Annotated in this window: 17 protein-coding genes and 1 tRNA gene; 12 read left to right on the top strand and 6 right to left on the bottom strand. The window is 59.6% G+C overall.

Annotated features, from left to right (window positions below):
- Positions 1-80 precede the first annotated feature (80 nt).
- From metH to osmE, 6 genes are all read left to right on the top strand, one after another.
- A complete protein-coding gene (gene metH / locus IB234_RS09950) occupies positions 81-3,791 on the top strand; it encodes a methionine synthase (RefSeq protein WP_192317012.1) in 3,711 nt (1,236 codons plus the stop codon).
- 58 nt (positions 3,792-3,849) lie between these two features.
- Entirely contained in the window at positions 3,850-4,176 is a 327-nt protein-coding gene (locus IB234_RS09945) for a DUF6176 family protein (protein ID WP_192317010.1), read from the top strand.
- A complete protein-coding gene (gene pnuC, locus IB234_RS09940; protein ID WP_192317008.1) occupies positions 4,176-4,739 on the top strand; it encodes a nicotinamide riboside transporter PnuC in 564 nt (187 codons plus the stop codon). Before IB234_RS09945 ends, pnuC begins: the two co-directional genes overlap by 1 nt.
- Positions 4,736-5,257 carry an AAA family ATPase gene (locus IB234_RS09935; RefSeq protein WP_192317802.1) on the top strand — a complete coding sequence of 174 codons (522 nt, stop codon included), beginning with the start codon at positions 4,736-4,738 and terminating at the stop codon, positions 5,255-5,257. The genes pnuC and IB234_RS09935 overlap by 4 nt, the downstream gene beginning before the upstream one ends.
- Before the next feature lie 65 nt (positions 5,258-5,322).
- Entirely contained in the window at positions 5,323-5,976 is a 654-nt protein-coding gene (locus IB234_RS09930) for a potassium channel family protein (RefSeq protein WP_192317006.1), read from the top strand.
- A gap of 78 nt (positions 5,977-6,054) precedes the next feature.
- Positions 6,055-6,387 (top strand): osmotically-inducible lipoprotein OsmE, encoded by a 333-nt coding sequence (gene osmE, locus IB234_RS09925; protein ID WP_192317004.1) that lies wholly within the window; start codon positions 6,055-6,057, stop codon positions 6,385-6,387.
- Positions 6,388-6,464: 77 nt separating this feature from the next.
- Here the strand turns inward: osmE and IB234_RS09920 are convergent, their stop codons facing one another.
- Genes IB234_RS09920 through IB234_RS09910 form a run of 3 tightly spaced genes read right to left on the bottom strand, consistent with a single transcriptional unit; the run spans position 6,465 to position 8,383 of the window.
- Complete coding sequence (locus IB234_RS09920; protein WP_192317001.1) at positions 6,465-7,319, bottom strand: sulfotransferase domain-containing protein; 855 nt, start codon at positions 7,317-7,319, stop codon at positions 6,465-6,467.
- A 22-nt stretch (positions 7,320-7,341) separates the two neighbouring features.
- Positions 7,342-7,815 carry a peroxiredoxin gene (locus IB234_RS09915; RefSeq protein ID WP_192316999.1) on the bottom strand — a complete coding sequence of 158 codons (474 nt, stop codon included), beginning with the start codon at positions 7,813-7,815 and terminating at the stop codon, positions 7,342-7,344.
- Positions 7,816-7,825: 10 nt separating this feature from the next.
- A complete protein-coding gene (locus IB234_RS09910) occupies positions 7,826-8,383 on the bottom strand; it encodes a glycine cleavage system protein R (protein ID WP_192316997.1) in 558 nt (185 codons plus the stop codon).
- A gap of 166 nt (positions 8,384-8,549) precedes the next feature.
- Here IB234_RS09910 and dapA point away from each other — a divergent pair, with 166 nt between their 5' ends.
- From dapA to IB234_RS09890, 4 genes are all read left to right on the top strand, one after another.
- Positions 8,550-9,428, top strand: coding sequence for a 4-hydroxy-tetrahydrodipicolinate synthase (dapA, locus tag IB234_RS09905; RefSeq protein ID WP_192316995.1), 879 nt, complete (start codon positions 8,550-8,552; stop codon positions 9,426-9,428).
- Between the two features lie 17 nt (positions 9,429-9,445).
- Positions 9,446-10,561 (top strand): outer membrane protein assembly factor BamC, encoded by a 1,116-nt coding sequence (gene bamC / locus IB234_RS09900; RefSeq protein ID WP_192316993.1) that lies wholly within the window; start codon positions 9,446-9,448, stop codon positions 10,559-10,561.
- A gap of 84 nt (positions 10,562-10,645) precedes the next feature.
- Positions 10,646-11,515, top strand: a complete 870-nt coding sequence (locus tag IB234_RS09895) for a phosphoribosylaminoimidazolesuccinocarboxamide synthase (RefSeq protein ID WP_192316991.1) — start codon at positions 10,646-10,648, stop codon at positions 11,513-11,515.
- A gap of 125 nt (positions 11,516-11,640) precedes the next feature.
- Positions 11,641-11,730: transfer RNA gene (locus tag IB234_RS09890), tRNA-Ser, on the top strand.
- Positions 11,731-11,847: 117 nt separating this feature from the next.
- Here the strand turns inward: IB234_RS09890 and IB234_RS24135 are convergent.
- Together IB234_RS24135 and IB234_RS09880 are read right to left on the bottom strand one after the other, a co-directional pair.
- Positions 11,848-11,937: a hypothetical protein gene (locus IB234_RS24135; protein ID WP_263864192.1), complete on the bottom strand. Its 90-nt coding sequence runs from the start codon at positions 11,935-11,937 to the stop codon at positions 11,848-11,850.
- 1,539 nt (positions 11,938-13,476) lie between these two features.
- Positions 13,477-14,739 carry a hypothetical protein gene (locus tag IB234_RS09880; RefSeq protein ID WP_192316989.1) on the bottom strand — a complete coding sequence of 421 codons (1,263 nt, stop codon included), beginning with the start codon at positions 14,737-14,739 and terminating at the stop codon, positions 13,477-13,479.
- A gap of 514 nt (positions 14,740-15,253) precedes the next feature.
- Between IB234_RS09880 and IB234_RS09875 the strand changes: the two genes are divergently transcribed.
- A complete protein-coding gene (locus IB234_RS09875) occupies positions 15,254-16,192 on the top strand; it encodes an SdiA-regulated domain-containing protein (RefSeq protein ID WP_192316987.1) in 939 nt (312 codons plus the stop codon).
- 24 nt (positions 16,193-16,216) lie between these two features.
- On the opposite strand, the gene IB234_RS09870 is transcribed toward IB234_RS09875, so the two are convergent.
- Positions 16,217-16,882, bottom strand: a complete 666-nt coding sequence (locus tag IB234_RS09870; protein ID WP_192316985.1) for a TIGR04211 family SH3 domain-containing protein — start codon at positions 16,880-16,882, stop codon at positions 16,217-16,219.
- A 362-nt stretch (positions 16,883-17,244) separates the two neighbouring features.
- Here IB234_RS09870 and IB234_RS09865 point away from each other — a divergent pair, with 362 nt between their 5' ends.
- Positions 17,245-17,922, top strand: a complete 678-nt coding sequence (locus tag IB234_RS09865) for a DUF4197 domain-containing protein (protein WP_192316983.1) — start codon at positions 17,245-17,247, stop codon at positions 17,920-17,922.
- Positions 17,923-18,095: the final 173 nt, after the last annotated feature.

Below are 18,095 nucleotides of genomic sequence, written 5' to 3'. Positions count from 1 at the left end.
CAAATCCCGCAGCGCCCGGAATTCCACGCGGCTTTGCTATCATCTGGCACTTTTCCGCACGCTTCCCCTAGGTAGTCCCCATGTCCGACCGCAGCGCCCGCCTCCAGGCTCTTTCGCAAGCCCTGAAAGAACGCATCCTGATTCTCGACGGCGGCATGGGCACCATGATCCAGAGCTACAAGCTCGAGGAAGCGGACTACCGCGGCGAGCGCTTCGCCGACTGGCCGAGTGACGTGAAGGGCAACAACGACCTGCTGCTGCTCAGCCAGCCAAATGTCATCGCCGAGATCGAGAAGGCCTACCTGGATGCCGGTGCCGACATCCTGGAAACCAATACCTTCAACGCCACTCAGGTGTCCCAGGCCGACTACGGCATGGAAGGCCTGGCCTATGAGCTGAACGTGGCCGGCGCCCGCGTCGCCCGCCAGGTGGCCGATGCCAAGACCCTGGAAACCCCGGATCGCCCGCGCTTCGTCGCGGGCGTCCTCGGCCCGACCAGCCGCACCTGCTCGATCTCCCCGGACGTCAACGACCCTGGCTTCCGCAACGTCACCTTCGACGAACTGGTGGACAACTACACCGAGGCCACCCGTGGCCTGATCGAGGGCGGCGCCGACCTGATCCTGATCGAAACCATCTTCGACACCCTCAACGCCAAGGCAGCGATCTTCGCCGTGCAACAGGTGTTCGACGAGGACAACGTCGAGCTGCCGATCATGATCTCCGGCACCATCACCGACGCCTCCGGCCGCACCCTGTCGGGCCAGACCACCGAAGCGTTCTGGAACTCGGTGCGCCACGCGAACCCAATATCCGTGGGCCTCAACTGCGCTCTCGGTGCCAAGGACCTGCGTCCTTATCTAGAGGAACTGGCGACCAAGGCCGACACCCATGTGTCCGCCCACCCCAACGCCGGCCTGCCAAATGCCTTCGGCGAATACGATGAAACTCCGGCGGAAATGGCCGCAGTGGTCGAAGAGTTCGCCGCGTCGGGCTTCCTCAACATCATCGGCGGCTGCTGCGGCACCACTCCGCCGCACATCCAGGCCATCGCCGAGGCGGTCGCCAAGTACCCGCCGCGAGCGATCCCGGAAATTCCGAAAGCCTGTCGCCTGTCCGGCCTGGAGCCGTTCACCATCGATCGCAACTCGCTGTTCGTGAACGTCGGCGAGCGCACCAACATCACCGGCTCGGCCAAGTTCGCCCGCCTGATCCGCGAGGAAAACTACACCGAGGCCCTGGAAGTCGCCCTGCAGCAGGTCGAAGCCGGCGCCCAGGTCATCGACATCAACATGGACGAGGGCATGCTCGACTCCAAGGCGGCGATGGTGAAGTTCCTCAACCTGATCGCCGGCGAGCCGGACATCTCCCGCGTACCGATCATGATCGACTCCTCCAAGTGGGATGTGATCGAGGCCGGCCTCAAGTGCATCCAGGGCAAGGGCATCGTCAACTCGATCTCCATGAAGGAAGGCGTCGAGCAGTTCAAGCACCACGCCAAGCTGTGCAAGCGCTACGGCGCCGCCGTGGTGGTGATGGCCTTCGACGAAGTCGGCCAGGCCGATACCGCCGCGCGCAAGAAGGAGATCTGCCAGCGCAGCTACGACATCCTGGTCAACGAGGTGGGCTTCCCGCCGGAAGACATCATCTTCGACCCGAACATCTTCGCCGTGGCCACCGGCATCGAGGAACACAACAACTACGCAGTGGACTTCATCGAGGCCTGCGCCTACATCCGTGACGAGCTGCCCTATGCGCTGTCGTCCGGCGGTGTATCCAACGTGTCGTTCTCGTTCCGCGGCAACAACCCGGTGCGCGAGGCGATCCACTCGGTGTTCCTCTACTACGCGATCCAGAACGGCCTCTCCATGGGCATCGTCAACGCCGGCCAGCTGGAGATCTACGACGAAATCCCGAAAGAGCTGCGCGACGCCGTCGAGGACGTGATCCTCAACCGCACACCCGGCGGTACCGATGCCCTGTTGGCCATCGCCGACAAGTACCGCGGCGACGGCGCGGCCAAGGAAGTGGAAGACGAGGAATGGCGTTCCCTGCCAGTCGGCAAGCGCCTGGAGCATGCACTGGTCAAGGGCATCACCGCGTTCATCGTCGAAGACACCGAGGAATACCGCCAGCAGTGCGCGCGCCCCATCGAGGTCATCGAAGGCCCGCTGATGAGCGGCATGAACGTGGTCGGCGACCTGTTCGGCTCGGGCAAGATGTTCCTGCCGCAGGTGGTGAAGTCCGCCCGCGTGATGAAGCAGGCCGTGGCCCACCTGATCCCCTTCATCGAAGCGGAGAAAGGCGACAAGCCGGAAGCCAAGGGCAAGATCCTCATGGCCACCGTGAAAGGTGACGTCCATGACATCGGCAAGAACATCGTCGGCGTGGTGCTCGGCTGCAACGGCTACGACATCGTCGACCTCGGCGTGATGGTGCCGGCGGAGAAGATCCTGCAAACCGCCATCGCCGAGAAGTGCGACATCATAGGCCTTTCCGGCCTGATCACCCCGTCGCTCGACGAGATGGTCCACGTCGCCCGCGAGATGCAGCGCCAGGGCTTCAACCTGCCACTGATGATCGGCGGCGCCACCACCTCCAAGGCCCACACGGCGGTGAAGATCGAGCCCAAGTACCAGAACGACGCGGTCATCTACGTCACCGACGCCTCGCGCGCCGTGGGCGTGGCCACCCAGCTGCTGTCCAAGGAGCTTAAGGCCGGCTTCGTACAGAAGACCCGCGAAGAGTACGTGGTGGTACGCGAGCGCACGTCAGCCCGCGCCTCGCGCACCGAGCGCCTGTCCTACGACAATGCCGTCGCCAACAAGCCGCAGTTTGATTGGAGCAGTTATCAGGCCGTGCCACCGACCTTCACGGGCGTGAAGGTGTTGGACGATATCGACCTCAACGTATTGGCCGAGTACATCGACTGGACGCCGTTCTTCATCTCCTGGGATCTCGCCGGCAAATACCCGCGCATCCTTAACGACGAAGTGGTCGGCGAGGCCGCTACCTCGCTGTTCAATGATGCCCAGGCGCTGCTGAAGAAGCTGATCGACGAAAAGCTGATCAGTGCCCGCGCAATCTTCGGCTTCTGGCCGGCCAACCAGGTCGAGCATGACGACATCGAAGTCTACGGTGACGACGGCCAACCACTGGCCCGTCTGCACCACCTGCGCCAGCAGATCATCAAGCCCGATGGCAAGCCGAACCTGTCCCTGGCCGACTTCGTCGCGCCCAAGGACAGCGGCGTGACCGACTATGTGGGCGGCTTCATCACCACCGCCGGCATCGGTGCCGAGGAAGTCGCCAAGGCCTATCAGAACGCCGGCGACGACTACAACTCGATCATGGTCAAGGCTCTGGCCGACCGCCTCGCCGAAGCCTGCGCCGAATGGCTGCACCAGGAAGTACGCAAACAGTACTGGGGCTACGAGCCGGACGAGCAGCTGAGCAACGAGGAGCTGATCAAGGAAGCCTACAAGGGCATCCGCCCGGCTCCCGGCTACCCGGCCTGCCCGGACCATACCGAGAAGAAGACCCTGTTCGCCCTGCTCGACCCCGCAGCCGAGTTCGACAAGGCCGGCCGCAGCGGCGTGTTCCTCACCGAGCACTACGCCATGTTCCCAGCCGCTGCCGTCAGCGGCTGGTACTTCGCCCACCCCGAGGCGCAGTACTTTGCCGTCGGCAAGGTCGATCAGGATCAGGTAGAGAGCTACACCGCTCGCAAGGGTCAGGACCTGGCCGTGACCGAGCGTTGGCTGGCACCGAACCTGGGCTACGACAGCTGATTGGAAGAGGCCCGCAAATACGGGCCTCGTTACTGTCGCACCCCACAAGGACCATCGCATGGACGTCAAAGCCGTACTGATCCGTCTCAAACCCGACACTTCCACCCAAGTCGCCGAGTGGCAGGAGCGCATCTTGCAACTCAAGGCGCAGGCTATCGATTCCATCCGCCACGAGGGTATCGAGATCGAGTCCTGGTTTCAGGTGCAGATCGCCGGCGAGCACTACCTGCTGGCCTATATTCGCAGCGATGACATCGCCCGGGCAGAGGCCGTCGGCGCCCAGTCCACGCTGGAGGTGGATGTCGTGCACCGGCAGTTCAAGCAGGATGCCTGGGACCGCAGCGGCATGATCGAATGCGAGCTGCTGGTGGATCTGCACGCCTGATGACGCCGCTGGAAGTCGTCGCAGCCGCCCTCGGCGTCACCGCCGTCTGGCTGACAGTGCGACAGAATATGCTGTGCTGGCCCGTCGGGCTGCTCATGGTGCTGCTCTACGCCTGGTTCTTCTTTGACGCCCACCTGTATTCGCTGGTCCTGCTGCATGGCGTGTTCGCCACCATGCAGCTGTACGGCTGGTGGCAATGGCACCAGGGTGCCGACGACAGTGGACAACGCCCGGTCAGCGACATCAGCCGGCGCGAGACCCTCGTAGGCCTGATCGCAGCACTGCTGATAGGCATGGCGCTCGGCCTGGTGATGCAGCGCTTCACCGAAGCCGTGCATCCCTGGCCAGACGCGCTGCTAACCGCCTTCAGCCTGCTCGCCCAACTGTGGATGGCACTCAAGCGCTGGCAGTGCTGGTTGTTGTGGATCGTGGTCGACGTGCTCTATGTCGGCTTCTTCGCCCTACAGGACTACTGGCTGACCGCCGCTCTATACGGTGTATTCACCGCCCTCGCCGTGCTCGGTCTGCGCGAATGGCGCTCAGCGCGGCCGCCGGCAGCATGAAAGTCGTGGTGCTGACGGGGCCCGAATCCAGCGGCAAGACCTTTCTCGCCGAGCGTCTGCAACGACGCTTCGGCGGCCTGGTGGTCGGTGAATACGTACGCCACTTCATCGACCAGCAGCAACGCGACACCAGCCTTTCGGACATCCCTGCCATCGCCAGAGGCCAGCTCGAATGGGAAGATGCCGCCCGCGCCCAAGCTCCAGAGCTGCTGATTCTCGACACCCACCTGCTGAGCAATGTCCTGTGGAGTCGTACCCTGTTCGGCGACTGTCCGCCCTGGCTGGAGCAAGAACTGCTGAACCGTCAGTACCATCTGCATCTGCTGCTGTCGCCTCTGGATGTCGACTGGGAAAGCGATGGTCAACGCTGCCAGCCCGCGCTGGCGGACCGCCTATGCTTCCACCAAGGCTGTCGTGATTGGCTGCAGCAACATGGGCAGAGCTGGGTGGATATCGATGGCAACTGGATTGAGCGCGAGCGCCAAGCCATCGAGCACGTCCAGCGCCTGATCACCTGAACATCGGGAACCAACCCCACCCACCAACCAGTCTTACCCCTCCCCGCAGACACAGCAGGACGCCCATGTCGCCCATCACCTACATCCGTCGCCACCCTTCCGCCGGCCTGCTGTTCGTCCAGCTGCTCGGCGTGCTTCTGTACCCCTGGATGGAAGGCACGCAGATTGGCCGGGCGCTGTTCGGCGCCTTCGGTGTACTGGTGCTGGGCATGGCGCTGCATGTGGTCAAGCGCAGCCCTGCGCAGGCCTGGGTGGCCGGACTGCTGGCGGTGCTGGTGATCGGTTTGACGCTGCTCGACGTGCTGACTCCCAGCCTGCTGCTGGAGGCGCTGATCTCCGCACTGGAGGCCGCCTTCTACTTCTATGCGGCAGCCAGTCTGATCGCCTACATGAGCGCCGACCTGCATGCCAGTACCGACGAGCTGTACGCCGTCGGCGCCACCTTCACCTTGCTGGCCTGGGCCTTCGCACATCTGTTCACCTTCTGCCAGCTGTTAGCACCAGGCAGCTTCGGTGCGCCTGTAGAGCCCGAAGCCGCGCGCACCTGGATGGAGCTGCTGTTCCTCAGTTTCACCACCCTCTCGGGAGTAGGCCTCAGCGATATCACACCGCTCACGCCCGTGGCTCGTTCGCTGGTGATGATCGAACAGTTCGCCGGCGTCATGTACCTGGCACTGGTGGTGTCGCGCCTGATTGCCATGACCGTCGCCAGGCGCTGAAAAAAGCTCGAACTCCATCGCAAGCGCAACGCTCCAAATTCCAGGGAGCCAGTCCGGCTCATGCGATGGAGCGACATTATGTACAAGCGCACTTTGGCAGCACTGGGCATGGTCGGCGTGATCACCGGCTGTTCCACCATGGAGAACCCCGGCGACTACGTGACCTACCGCGACGAGCCGCTGGTCCAGGACATTCGCGATGGCATGACCAAGGAACAGGTGCTCACCCTCGGCGGGCCGCCCTCTTCCGAGGTGGAGAACACGGTGACGCCGGGCACCTGCAACAACTACATCCTCAATGTGGATGGCAAGGAGCAGCCCTACTACGTGACCTTCGACACCAACGGCCGGGTAAACGGGAAAGGCTTCATGACCTGCGAGCAGCATCAGAAGAATAAGCGACGTATCTGACCCAAGGCACGGTGCGCCACGCGCACCGCTGCGCTTGATCACTAACGCCGATGACTGCTATGCCATCGGCGCCCCGCTCAGGCGAACTCCGTCCAAAAGTCCGCCGGGCGCCCGCAAAAGGCGAGAAACTCGGCGACATCGGCCTTCAGGGTATGAATAACCCTGGCCCGGGCCTCAGCGCTCCAGCGTATAGGCCTGGTGAAGGGACGGCGCAGCCCGAGACGACGGAACAGCCTGTCCTGCGTGGGGATTGGCAGGCGCGCTATCTTGAAGCCTGTGCGAGGATGAGTTCGCAAGTAGCGCAATAAGCGGGTGTCGTAGAGCTTCTCTTCGCCCGAATTTAGCTGAGTGCTGTCCGCCACCGTATTGACGAAACGGCTATCGACGCCGAGAAACTCATAGCACTGTCTGAGTACCTGCTGAGGGTCTCTCTGCAAGTCTTCGAGGAAGATCACCAGAATCTGATCATCGCGGAAGTGGCGACGATAGTTCTGCAAGCGCCGCCAGTAGCGAGAATCCTCCAGCAGAGCAGGCAGCTCGGTCATCGCGGCGTCGATGCCGAAGGGCGCATTGATCGCATAGTTCGGACCTCTGTGGTGGTGCTCACGGTAGCTCGACTCGATGCGCTTGAGCGGATTGCGCACACTGAAGATCAGCTTCATCTCTCGGTTGTGCTCACGTAGCCGAGCGCTGGCAAGCTTCTCGAACTCCACCGCGCTGTATAGCTGGGAGCCTTCCCCGAGCAACTGACCTGGCACGGCGGGAGCGAACAACTCCTCATAGAAGGGACGCTGCTCGGCCAGGTCTTCACTGACGAAATAGTTGGGCTCCTTGATCTCCGGGATGAAGACTTCCGGATGCTCGCCCAACAGATAGCAAAGCGTTGTGGTGCCGCACTTGCTGACGCCAGGCACTAGAAAATCGAGCCTCACGCCCTCGCGCTCTGCTTGCCTATCATCCATTGTTCAAGGCCACGGCTGCGGCCAGGACCGCATCGACATGGCCGGCAACCCGCAGGTTGCGCCACTCCTGGCGGAGCACGCCGTTGGCGTCGAGCAGGAAGGTGCTGCGCACTATGCCCATGTATTCCTTGCCGTAGTTCTTTTTCAGCTGATAGACGCCAAAGAGGTCGCACAGCTCGTGCTCCGGGTCGCTGATCAGCTCGAAAGGGAAATCCTGTTTGCACTTGAAGCTTTCGTGCTTCTTCAGGCTGTCCATCGATACGCCGAAAACCTGGGTGTTGGCGGCCTGGAATTCAGCGTAGCGGGCTCGGAAGTCCAATCCTTCGGTGGTGCAGCCCGGGGTACTGTCCTTGGGATAGAAGTAGATCACTACCTGTTGGCCCTTGAGGGCGCTGAGGCTGACCTCCTGGCCACTGGTGGCGGCGGCACTGAAATCGGCGACCGGCTGGTCAAGGGAAACGGCCATCTCGGATTCCTTATGGGTTCTGCGGGCGCCAGGGTTCGATCAGCGCGTCCAGGTTGAGGGCGTCGGAGAAGTCGAGGAACTGGTCGCGCAGCCAGCTGATCTGGGTGCCGGGCGGCAGGGTCACGGTCAGCGTGGCGTTGAGCAGGGTGCCGCCGGTCTGCGGGGCCTGGTAGGTGTCGCAGGTGATGCTTTCCAGCTCCACGCGGTGGTCGCTGAAGAACTGGCACAGCTCGTTGAGGATGTCCGGGCGATAGGCGCAGCTGACATAGGCCACATAAGGCAGCGAATTGGGGCGAGCCTCTAGGGCGCCGCTGCGGATCATGTTGACGCTGAAGCTGTGGCGCTTGGCCAGGGCGGGGAGCACGCCCTCCAAACGAGCAAGAGCATCCCAGCTGCCGCTGATCTGCAGGGTCAGAGAACTGTACTCACCGTGGCGGGTAAGACGGCTACTGACCACACCGCAACGGTTTTCCTGGCTGGCCCGGCAAAGGACGCTGGTCAGCTCCATGGGGTTGGCGCCGAGGGCGCTGATGACGAGGAATTGTTCGCGAACCTGGGGGGTGGACATTCAGCTTCCCTGAAACGATGAGGTGCGGTGCCATGAGGCGCCAAGCAAAGATGAAAGGGTATCGAAAAGCGCCGCGCAGGGGAATGCTGGCGCTGCTCCGCTCGCTTGTACAACACAGGTGGCGCCAGTACCATTACCGCTCTCTTTTTCCGGCAGGAGCGGTTGCATGATTTCGGGCAGTATGGTGGCGCTGGTCACGCCCATGGACGCACAAGGCGGTCTGGATTGGGCTGCGCTGAGCAAGCTGGTCGACTTTCACCTGCAGGAAGGCACCAACGCCATAGTCGCCGTCGGCACCACCGGCGAATCCGCCACTCTGGATGTCAACGAGCACGTCGAAGTCATTCGCCGCGTGGTCGATCAGGTTGCAGGCCGCATCCCGGTCATCGCCGGTACCGGCGCCAACAGCACCCGCGAGGCCATCGAGCTGACCCAGAACGCCAAGAGCGTCGGCGCCGATGCATGCCTGCTGGTCACTCCCTACTACAACAAGCCGACCCAGGAAGGCCTCTACCTGCACTTCCGTCATATCGCCGAAAGCGTGGCGATCCCGCAGATTCTCTATAACGTACCGGGCCGCACTGCTTGCGACATGCTTCCGGAGACTGTAGAGCGCCTGTCCAAGGTCGCCAACATCATCGGCATCAAGGAAGCCACCGGCGACCTGCAACGCGGCCAGGAGATCCTTGATCGCGTCAGCACCGACTTCCTCGTCTACTCCGGTGACGACCCAACCGCCGTCGAACTGATGCTGATGGGCGGCAAGGGTAATATCTCTGTGACCGCCAACGTCGCGCCCCGCGCCATGGCCGAACTGTGCGCCGCGGCCATGGCTGGCGACGCCGCTACCGCCCGCGGAATCAACGAACGCATGATGCCGCTGCACAAGAACCTGTTCATCGAATCCAATCCGATTCCGGTGAAGTGGGCCCTGAATGAAATGGGCCTGATGCAGGACGGCATCCGCCTGCCGCTGACCTGGCTCAGCCCGCGCTGTCACGAACCGCTGCGTCAGGCCATGCGCCAGTCCGGCGTCCTGGCTTAATCGAGGAATATTTGCGCATGAAGCGACTGGCTGGACTCTCCGCCCTTGCCCTTATCATCTCCAACACCAGCGGTTGTGGTTGGCTCTGGGGTGACGAAGGCTACTTCCGTGACCGCTCTACCGATTACCTGGAGGCACGCCGCACTGCACCCATGCAGACGCCTCCGAATGTCGATGCCAAGCGCCTCGATCCCCTGCTGCCAATTCCTGCGCATGTGGCCGACAGCACCGCCACGCCACAGGAATTCGAAGTGCCGCGTCCGCAAGCCCTAGGCGCCACAGGTGAAGCCAGCGAGTTCAGCTTGCAGAAGAGTGGCGACTCCCGCTGGCTGGTCGCTCAGCGCGCTCCCTCGGAAGTCTGGCCGGTGGCTCGCTCCTACTTCGAGAACAGTGGCTTCCGCGTAGCGGAAGAACGCCCGCAGACGGGTGAGTTCATCACCGAATGGCAGGGCACGAAGGACCTGGCCCCGTCCATGGGCCGCCGACTCGGCAGCCTGATGTCGGACAGTGACAATCAAGTGCGTGTACGCGTGCGCATCGAGCCTGGCGTGGTGCGCAACACCAGCGAAGTATTCGTGGTCAGCGCCGAGCGTGAAGAAGGCAGCACCGCTGACGCGGCCTTCCCGGCCCGCACCGGCAACGCTAGCCTCGAAGCGTCGCTCCTCGACGGCATGCTTGCAGACCTCAGCAGCACCGCCGAGCACGGCTCCGTCTCGCTGCTGGCGGCACGCAACTACGACGCCCCCAATCGCGTCAACCTCTCGCAGGATGGCGCCGGCAATCCCGTTCTAAACCTCAGCACCGACTTTGATCGCGCATGGTCGAGCATCGGCCGCGCTCTCGAATTGGGCAACGTACGCGTCGATGACATCAACCGCAGCCTGGGCGTCTACTACGTCAACCTGGCGGAAGGCGCAAGCAACCCGAAAGAAGAGAAAGGCTTCATCAGCGGCCTGTTCAGCAGCGAACCCTCCCAGGAGGAGATCGACGCACGAGCCGAACGCTATCAGGTGCGACTGACCAGCAATGCAGGTGGAGATATCCAGGTCACGGTAGAGAAAGACATCAATACCGCAGCGCCTGAAGATGTAGCCCGCCGCGTACTGACACTGATCCAGCAAAATCTCGGCTGATCCCACAGGGGACCACAGCGAAGATCGATAGGCGAAACCCGACCGGGTTTCGCCTGTTTCGTTTGAACCAGGCGGAAATTCGACATGACCACCCCCACTACCCTTAGCCTGAAGAAAATCTACTCCGGCAAAGTCCGCGACCTCTACGAGATCGATGCCAAGCGCATGCTGATGGTCGCCACGGATCGGCTCTCCGCCTTCGACGTCATCCTCGAGCAACCCATCCCGGACAAGGGCAAGATCCTCACTGCCATCTCCAACTTCTGGTTCGACAAACTCAAGGATGTGGTGCCGAATCACTTTACCGGCGACCAGGTCGAGGACGTCGTCGCAGCTGCCGAGCTTCCTCTGGTGAAAGGGCGCGCGGTAGTCGCCAAGCGACTCAAGCCAGTCGCGGTAGAGGCCATCGTACGCGGCTACATCGTTGGCTCCGGCTGGAAGGAGTACCAGAAGAGCGGCACCGTCTGCGGTATTCAGCTACCCGCGGGCCTCAAGGAGGCAGCCAAGTTGCCTCAACCGATCTTCACACCATCGACCAAGGCTGCCGTCGGCGACCATGACGAAAACATCAGCTTCGAGCAATGCGAGGCCATCGTCGGCGCAGACCTCGCGGCCAAGGTACGCGACACCGCCATAGCCCTGTACAGTGCAGCGGTCGAATACGCGGCCACCCGAGGCATCATCATCGCCGACACCAAGTTCGAGTTCGGCGTCGACGAGGACGGCACTCTGACCCTGATGGACGAGGTGCTTACACCCGACTCGAGCCGCTTCTGGCCTGCTGACAGCTATGCCGAAGGCAGCAACCCTCCTAGCTTCGACAAGCAGTTCGTGCGCGACTGGCTGGAGTCCACAGGCTGGAACAAGCAACCACCAGCACCCGCAGTGCCAGCCGAAGTCGCCCAGAAGACCGCCGACAAGTACCGCGAAGCGCTGACTCGGTTAACCCAGTAAGGGAATGCAAAAACAACAAAAGGGAGCCACGGCTCCCTTTTTTCATAAGCGCAACGCAAGCGCCTGATCACACAAGAAAAAATAGCTGGACTAACGAACCTTAACTGGTATCATGCGCCCGCCTTGGGAAGATGCCGGAGTGGTCGAACGGGACGGATTCGAAATCCGTTGTGTCAGCAATGGCACCTAGGGTTCAAATCCCTATCTTCCCGCCATAGTTATCGCGCGAGCCCCTGAAATTCATAGAGTTTCGGGGGCTTTTGCATTTCAGGCCGGCCAACTGTCGAAGAAGTGTCGATAATCCGTAACTGGCCCCAGCCTAACCGCATCCTTCAAGTGATCCGGTGCCAGGTGCGCATGGTCATGGTCAACGAGGTATGGCCCAGAATTTTCTGCAGAGTCAGGATGTCGCCCCCATTCATCACGAAGCGGCTGGCGAAAGCATGCCGAAGCACGCGCGATGACTGGCCATTCGGCACTTGCGGACCAGACACGACCAACGTCTTGTCGAAGCGGTTTAAGAACTTGGATAAAGGACCATACGCCTTAAGGTGCTGCTGAATCCTGACTTCCAACTCTGGGGCAATTGGTATTCATCAGTTGCGCTTGCCTTTGGTGCTCATGAAGGCAACCAGGTGGTTACGCACTCGCTCCGACCTCAGTAACTGCACCCCCCTCCCCCAGTGTGCGCCAGTGACCATCGCGACATGCGGCCCCAACAGCGCTTATAGAATCGCTGAAAACAGCACATCGATCTGATCAGCAGTCAGATAGCTCAGCCCCCTATCCTGCAAACGAAGTGGCTTCACTCTCGCCAGCGGATTGGGATAGCCCCCTATCTGGTACCGCACATTGAACACTATCGGAGATAGGCGAGGCGCTTGAGCGCCTGACCGAATGGGAGTACTAGCCGGTAATCCAAGGCCCGCTAGAAGAGCGGCATGTTCGGTAAGAGCGTGCTATATGATTGCCGTTCGGCTGAACGGGTAGAGCGGCGCCATGGGAAACAAGCACACGCGTTGCTCAACCTGCGGGGGAGATTGGCCTAGTCCATGCAATCACTGCCAGGGATGCGGTCGCAAGCTGCACCCCTACCACCATCGTATTTTGCTCTTGGGCGTTCTCGGTTTGTTTGTCGTTGGCTGTACGCAAATCTCTGTCGATGATGTCCGGTGGCTGGAATGGCTGTTGATCAGCTATCAGACAGCCTATAGCGGGTCGTTGTAGAGCTACGCTTCCGCATGATGCCAAGGCCGAGGCTCTGCGATTCGAAGCTATCTGCAGAACCAGATGAATCAGGAAACCCCTAATTAGAGATAAAGCAAAGTCAATATGAAACCGAAGCATCATATAAATATAATTATATTTTTCGAGATTCTTATCCCCTTCCTGGCGACATTATGGCCAATCCTTGCTCAATCCAACCCCGGCTTCGGCAAGACTCTAATAGCAATGCTATTACTACACCTACTAGGGAGAATAATTAGTCGAAACATCCCAACAACATGCTACTCATGTTTCGAAAGAATAAAACCCAGGGGCACCTCAATAATCTATTACGAGTGCAAAGATTGTGGACTTAGGTACGCCAAAAGTCTTAATAGAAACCACTACAATCATGATTAGTATTGACACTTACGAACAGCAACTCGAAATTGACCGCACCCGGCGCGATATCAAGTGAAGCCAAGAGGCAGCAAGACCTGATTCAACTATACCTAGGCAAGAGACCGGCGTGAGCACGCACAGTAGCAAGGCTTGATGCGTGCTCGATCAGGAAAACATTCCTCCACTACAAGAACCCCAGGGAGCAAGCCCCTCTCAGCGCTCGAATGGTCTGTAGCGGCACTGGCCTGCATTAGCATTACAGTAGGGGCCATCTACTTCACTGACAGAAACCTCGCCCGATTGACACAGTCCATCAGGATCAACAGCACCCCATACCATGAGCCAAGAATAGGCTAATCAAGCTCATGAGTAGTCTTTATCGGCGGAACCTTTAATACTCCGCCCACCACCTTTGAATAAACATCTTTACGCAAATCATCTATCGAAGTAGAGCTAGGGCCAGAGCAGCGATTTTGCATGTCGTTGTTTGCAATAAAGCCCGCCGAACTAACACCACCAAATACATTTTGAATCCGATCGTTTTGGCATCGATGGTATTCACCAGAAACCCTACCACGTATTAATTCATCATATATCGTCTTACCGTCTGCAGCCGCAGAAATCACATAGCCATACTCAACCTCCGCCCCTCCTGACACAACCTCATAGAGAAAAGAAGCATTACGCGGCATCAGGAGTGCAGCACTTATAAAATTAACTTCACCATGAGAGTAGGTGATAGTCTCTGTTCGCTCAGGCAAAACTCTCTCATCATTCCGCAGCCGCTCTATGACCAATGTAACGACCTTAGGGCCACCAGAAGAAACCCACTCAACTCCACGAACCCTGCTACGCAGCATCTGGAGAAGATCATCACTAAGTATTCGATCTCCATTTTTGACCTGCATAAATACCCGAGTGGTCATTTCTTCTTTTCTAGCAGCAGCAAACTTAGGAAACGTTCTAGCCACTATTCCAAGCTCATCACGCCGAATATTCATTGTAGGAAGCAAAGACTCTATTCTTACCCCCTCCACAGAATTTGCACCAATCCGCTGAACATAGTCCATTAATTCCGAAATCGGCCGATTTGTAGCGCTATGCCCCTGAAGAACCTTGATTGCACGATTGACTATGAACTGCTGATGCACAGGAGACTTAAGCTCTGGAAAAAAATCAGTTCTATCATCAAGCTCAAACGGGACCGCACCAGAAGCATTTCCACTAATAACCAACTTCGTCAAAGCAGTGAAAAAATCGTTCATCTGATCTTCAGAGAAAACACCCGCAGCTTTCACGAGCGAAAGCTTTTTGAACACTTCCTGCGCTTGATAGCCACTTGAGACATCAGCAATCCTACCCTCTAAATAAGAGCGATAATAGCCTCGAGCTGCAGGATACTCATCGAACAACTTCTTAACCTTAACATCGCCTGTTGGACGAATAAGAACGGCATCAATCTGATAGACAGCACTAGCACTGTCACCCCTAGAAAGTGATACCGCTGCCTGATCCGCATGGTATACGGCCTGACCTTCTGGATTTTGTGGATAGGTGGCGCAGGCATTCAGAAGAATAGAAAATCCAAAAACTGATAAGGTCTTGCAGAAGTCCATAGAGACGCCCTAGCACTGAGCAAAAAAATTTTGTATTTTTAGAAATAACTCACTTAAACACTAATACATAGCAATTTATCCAGCCCCACATTAAACATCTACCTGAGACACATCAAAATCATAAGCCATGCCAGACATCTACGATGTCAGTGGCACAAGGCCAGTCTGCCTGAAAGCTCAGAGGCTATGTCTGAGCGCAATGGCTGTCTAGAGGGGCGTGTAAAAATGCGTCAAAACCACAGCAGGGAATATCGGTAGGAAGCGACCGAGCTTCCGTAGAGTAACTAGGAAAACTAGGCCTGGAGTGAGTAATACGGGGCCACAGGCAGAGTCAAAATCTACATATCCCCCTCATCTTTGACTTCATACCCCCCGTAGACCAATACCTTGGAAATACCCGGTAGCTGCACATGCCGCCGGCCACAGCCTTTGTTGCATGATGATTCACATGACAGAACTGTCATATTCGCCCCCTAGGCTCTGTTGCTCCCCAGCAAGCACGCGAGCCACGCCAATGATCTCTGCAGCCAAGGGGGCGCTAGGACGGCTGCCTGCCATTAGTCCATGGATATGGGCGCTACTGATCCTCCTATTCCTACTCTATCAGGCACACGAAAAGCGTCTGGATGAGCGGCTGTACTACTGGGTCGCAACCTCTTTGCAAGAGGGCCACCAACCACTAAGCGCTCTGGCTCAGTCCGCCTACCGAGTGCAGATAGAAGCCAAGCCTGTAGATGGCATCGGCAATAACCTCTCCGGCCTGACCTACGACGACCAGCGCGATCAGCTATGGGCAGTACTCAACAATCCCGAGACGCTGCTCGCCATGAGCAAGGACGGGGATGTGCTCGCGCGGTACCCCCTTGCCGGCTTTCAGGACGTAGAGGGAATTACCTACCTGGGAGATGACCTGTTGCTGCTCGCCGAGGAGCGCAGGCAGGCTCTGGTGATCGTGTCGCTCCCGGAAAGCCCTGGGCAGCTTACTAGACAGAACTACCCCTCCCTCACACTGAGCCTGGGCGACGGGGGTAACCAAGGTTTCGAAGGGGTTGGCTATGACAGGGAGGCGGACCGCCTGTTCGTCGTCAAGGAGCACTCGCCGCGTTCGCTCTATGAAGTGAGAGGCCTTAAATCCAGCCTGAATGGCGGCAGTTTTGCGTTGGAAATCATCGACCACAGCGAATGGATAGAGCGCAACGTATTCGCCACGGATCTATCCTCGGTTCACTACGATGAGAAGTCCGGCCACCTGGCGTTGCTCAGCGACGAATCCGGGCTACTGATTGAACTCAGCGACAGTGGCGAGCTGATCGGCTTCCAGTCCCTGCGCGCCGGCTTTGGCGGCCTCAGAAAGGAGATTCCCCAGGCGGAAGGCGTCACTCTGGACGATCAGGGGGATCTCTACCTGGTCAGCGAACCAAATCTGTTCTATCGCTTCGAGCGCACACCCTGATCAGCCAATCCCACCACTCGAGAATCAGACCCACTGATCGCTGCGCTTGCGTCGCACCCGCAGCATGGTCGGCAGGATCAATCCAGCCAACAGGCCGCCGCCGGCGATGCTGCCGCCATAGACCATATAGCGCATCAGGACCTGCTGGTTCTCCTCGCCCAACTGCGCCTGCACCTCGCGCAGCTCGGAACGTGCCTGACTCAACTCGATATCGAGCGTCGAACGAGCGGCCTGCAGCTCGTCAATGAGCGCCTTGCGCGAATCCAAGGTCTCCTGCATGCCCTGCACTCGGGTTTTCCAGCTGTTGTCGATGCCATCGAGCTGAGTGGTGAGCTCGGTTACCTTCTGCTCCAACTGAGGCAGGCGTTCGGCCTGACCCGGCACTTCCTGCAGATCTCGGCTGGGAATCCACACCGTGCCGCCGTCCTCGCCCCGCACCTGGCTGTAGTCACCCTGGGTACGCAGCACTTCAACCTTGTGCCCGGAGGTGAGCGTACCGACGATGCGGTAGCCGTCGGTGGGACCGCTACGCACATAGGTGTTCAGGCTGTCGCTCACCCAGCGCACGTTGTCAGCCTCCTCCGCCTGAGCCGGGCTACCCGCCATCAACATCCCACCCAACAGGCAGGCTCCGAGGGGGCGAGTGTTAAAGGGAGATACACGAAGCAGCGAGGAACGAAACAGAGACATAAGCAATCTTCACTTGGCGGTGGCACTTGGCACGGCGGATAGATGTTGCGCTGCCGTGCAGCCGATCGAATGGGGCTGGCCCGCGCTGGCGAATGCAGCCTTCGCTAAGGTGGCGAAGGACCATGCAGACTGCCGAAGCGAGCCGACAGCAGACAGACTGCCAGCAACCGGTCGAGTTCACTGATGGCCGAGAAACGGGATGGAAGGTAAATCATGGCTACGACGCCAGCCGTACGCCCATCTCGCACTGCCCACTTGCAGTACTCCCAGAGCGCCCCCTAGTCTTACCATCACTCTCGGTTTGGCGCGCTCGCCGCCCTCGTTATTCTCGACCAGCCCTCCTGTGCACTAAGGAAACGCTCATGCTCCGCTTCGCCACCCTCACCGCCGGCCTGCTGTTCTCAGTCAGCTCCTTTGCCCTATCCCTCTCCGACCTGACCCAGAGCGATGCCAGCGGCGGCCTCAAGGATGCCCTGACCCAGGGTGCGCAGGTTGCCGTGAAACAGCTCGGCAAGCCGGGCGGTTTCAGCAACAACGACGAGGTGCGCATCGAACTGCCTGGCAAGCTGGGCAAAGCCGCCAAGAAGATGAAGCAGCTCGGCATGGGAGCCCAGGTGGAGGAGTTGGAGGCCGGCATGAACAAGGCCGCCGAGACCGCCATGCCACAAGCTCAGGCGATTCTGGTGGACGCGGTGAAGAAGATGACCGTGGCCGACGCCAAGGCGATCCTCGCTGGCGGTGAGGATTCCGCCACCCAGTATCTGGACAAAAGCAGCCGGGAACAGATTCGCGCCAAGTTCCTGCCCATCGTCAAGCAGGCCACCGACAAGGTCGGCGTTGCCCAGCAGTTCAACAGCTTTGCCGGCCAGGCCGCCGCGTTCGGCGTGGTCGACGCGAAGAGCGCCAACGTCGAGAACTACGTGACAGAGCAGGCCCTGAACGGCCTGTTCAAGATGATCGCCGAGCAGGAAGCCAGCATCCGCCAGAACCCGGCCGGCGCAGCAACCAGCCTGGCGAAGAAGGTGTTCGGCGCGTTGTGATGACCGTATGCGAGCCACACGAACTGCGAGGCTGACGCCTCGCTTTCTCCCGATCGCTGTACGGAAAAGCAAAAGCCCGGCAAATGCCGGGCTTTTTTGTGGCCGGGCTTGTGGCCCTGCCGGGTGCCGGAACGAGCCGGCCTCGGGTAGTAACGCATCGTACCGGGCGGGTA

Origin of the sequence: Pseudomonas sp. PDM16, assembly GCF_014851865.1 — a bacterium.
Lineage (GTDB): Bacteria > Pseudomonadota > Gammaproteobacteria > Pseudomonadales > Pseudomonadaceae > Aquipseudomonas.
Note: the sequence above shows the minus strand (reverse complement) of the source record. Positions and strands in the feature narration are given on the sequence as shown.

What these genes read in the sequence shown, in the direction of transcription:
- metH (WP_192317012.1), top strand. Translation starts at nt 81, where the DNA reads ATGTCCGACCGCAGCGCCCGCCTCCAGGCTCTTTCGCAAGCCCTGAAA.
- IB234_RS09945 (WP_192317010.1), top strand. Translation starts at nt 3,850, where the DNA reads ATGGACGTCAAAGCCGTACTGATCCGTCTCAAACCCGACACTTCCACC.
- pnuC (WP_192317008.1), top strand. Translation starts at nt 4,176, where the DNA reads ATGACGCCGCTGGAAGTCGTCGCAGCCGCCCTCGGCGTCACCGCCGTC.
- IB234_RS09935 (WP_192317802.1), top strand. Translation starts at nt 4,736, where the DNA reads ATGAAAGTCGTGGTGCTGACGGGGCCCGAATCCAGCGGCAAGACCTTT.
- IB234_RS09930 (WP_192317006.1), top strand. Translation starts at nt 5,323, where the DNA reads ATGTCGCCCATCACCTACATCCGTCGCCACCCTTCCGCCGGCCTGCTG.
- osmE (WP_192317004.1), top strand. Translation starts at nt 6,055, where the DNA reads ATGTACAAGCGCACTTTGGCAGCACTGGGCATGGTCGGCGTGATCACC.
- IB234_RS09915 (WP_192316999.1), bottom strand. Translation starts at nt 7,815, where the DNA reads ATGGCCGTTTCCCTTGACCAGCCGGTCGCCGATTTCAGTGCCGCCGCC.
- IB234_RS09910 (WP_192316997.1), bottom strand. Translation starts at nt 8,383, where the DNA reads ATGTCCACCCCCCAGGTTCGCGAACAATTCCTCGTCATCAGCGCCCTC.
- dapA (WP_192316995.1), top strand. Translation starts at nt 8,550, where the DNA reads ATGATTTCGGGCAGTATGGTGGCGCTGGTCACGCCCATGGACGCACAA.
- bamC (WP_192316993.1), top strand. Translation starts at nt 9,446, where the DNA reads ATGAAGCGACTGGCTGGACTCTCCGCCCTTGCCCTTATCATCTCCAAC.
- IB234_RS09895 (WP_192316991.1), top strand. Translation starts at nt 10,646, where the DNA reads ATGACCACCCCCACTACCCTTAGCCTGAAGAAAATCTACTCCGGCAAA.
- IB234_RS24135 (WP_263864192.1), bottom strand. Translation starts at nt 11,937, where the DNA reads ATGAATGGGGGCGACATCCTGACTCTGCAGAAAATTCTGGGCCATACC.
- IB234_RS09880 (WP_192316989.1), bottom strand. Translation starts at nt 14,739, where the DNA reads ATGGACTTCTGCAAGACCTTATCAGTTTTTGGATTTTCTATTCTTCTG.
- IB234_RS09875 (WP_192316987.1), top strand. Translation starts at nt 15,254, where the DNA reads ATGATCTCTGCAGCCAAGGGGGCGCTAGGACGGCTGCCTGCCATTAGT.
- IB234_RS09870 (WP_192316985.1), bottom strand. Translation starts at nt 16,882, where the DNA reads ATGTCTCTGTTTCGTTCCTCGCTGCTTCGTGTATCTCCCTTTAACACT.
- IB234_RS09865 (WP_192316983.1), top strand. Translation starts at nt 17,245, where the DNA reads ATGCTCCGCTTCGCCACCCTCACCGCCGGCCTGCTGTTCTCAGTCAGC.